At 57.7% G+C, this 807-nt stretch carries 1 pseudogene; it reads left to right on the top strand.

The window, feature by feature from the left end:
• Window positions 1-801, top strand: a pseudogene (locus Q675_RS36575) (IS1380-like element ISMaq4 family transposase); the annotation flags it as partial.
• Between the last annotated feature and the right edge of the window lie 6 nt (window positions 802-807).

Below are 807 nucleotides of genomic sequence, written 5' to 3'. Positions count from 1 at the left end.
TACGATCACCATTGTTACTTCCCACTGTACGTGTTCTGCGGTCGTCATCTGCTGGTGAGCTACCTGCGCACCAGCAACCGAAGCGACAGCCGCCACAGCTGGGCCATTCTGGCCTTGCTGGTGAAGTTCATTCGGCAGTACTGGCCGGATACCCGCATCGTGTTCCGGGGTGACAGCGGCTTTTACCGTCCCCGATTGCTGAGCTGGTGCGACCGGAACAACGTGGACTATCTGGTCGGCATCAGCAAGAACAGCCGGCTGCTCAAGGAGGTAGACGTACCCTCGATGCTGGTTCGCAAGGCTCACAACGAACTGGGTGAAAAAGTCTCCGCCACCTACCGGTTCCAGTACCAGGCCCGAACCTGGAAACACCCCCGCTGGGTGATCGCGCGTCTGGAGGAGGGCGAACTGGGTGCCAACCCCAGGTTCATTATCAGCTCCCGTTACGACGACGGCGTTAAACTCTACTACGAGCAATACTGTGCCCGGGGTGACATGGAAAACCGGATCAAGGATCAGCAGTTGTGTCTGTTCGCAGATCGCACCTCCAGCACGCGGTGGTGGACCAATCAGTGGCGGTTGCTCTTATCGGGCTTTGCCTACACGTTGTTCGAGCGATTACGGGCCCACTTGAAGAAGACGCCCTTCGAGAGAATGAGCGCCAGTAACCTGCGGCTGAAGCTGATCAAGGTGGGCGCGGTCATCATTCGCAACACTCGGCGCATACGGGTGTTGATGAGCGATGCCTATCCTTACAAAGACGAACTCTCTGACCTGGTGCGTCAACTGGTTCCGGGATAGAAGCCC

It is taken from the genome of Marinobacter sp. EN3 (genome assembly GCF_000475315.1).
In the GTDB taxonomy this organism is placed as follows: domain Bacteria; phylum Pseudomonadota; class Gammaproteobacteria; order Pseudomonadales; family Oleiphilaceae; genus Marinobacter; species Marinobacter nauticus.
This window is presented reverse-complemented; position numbering and strand designations above follow the sequence as displayed.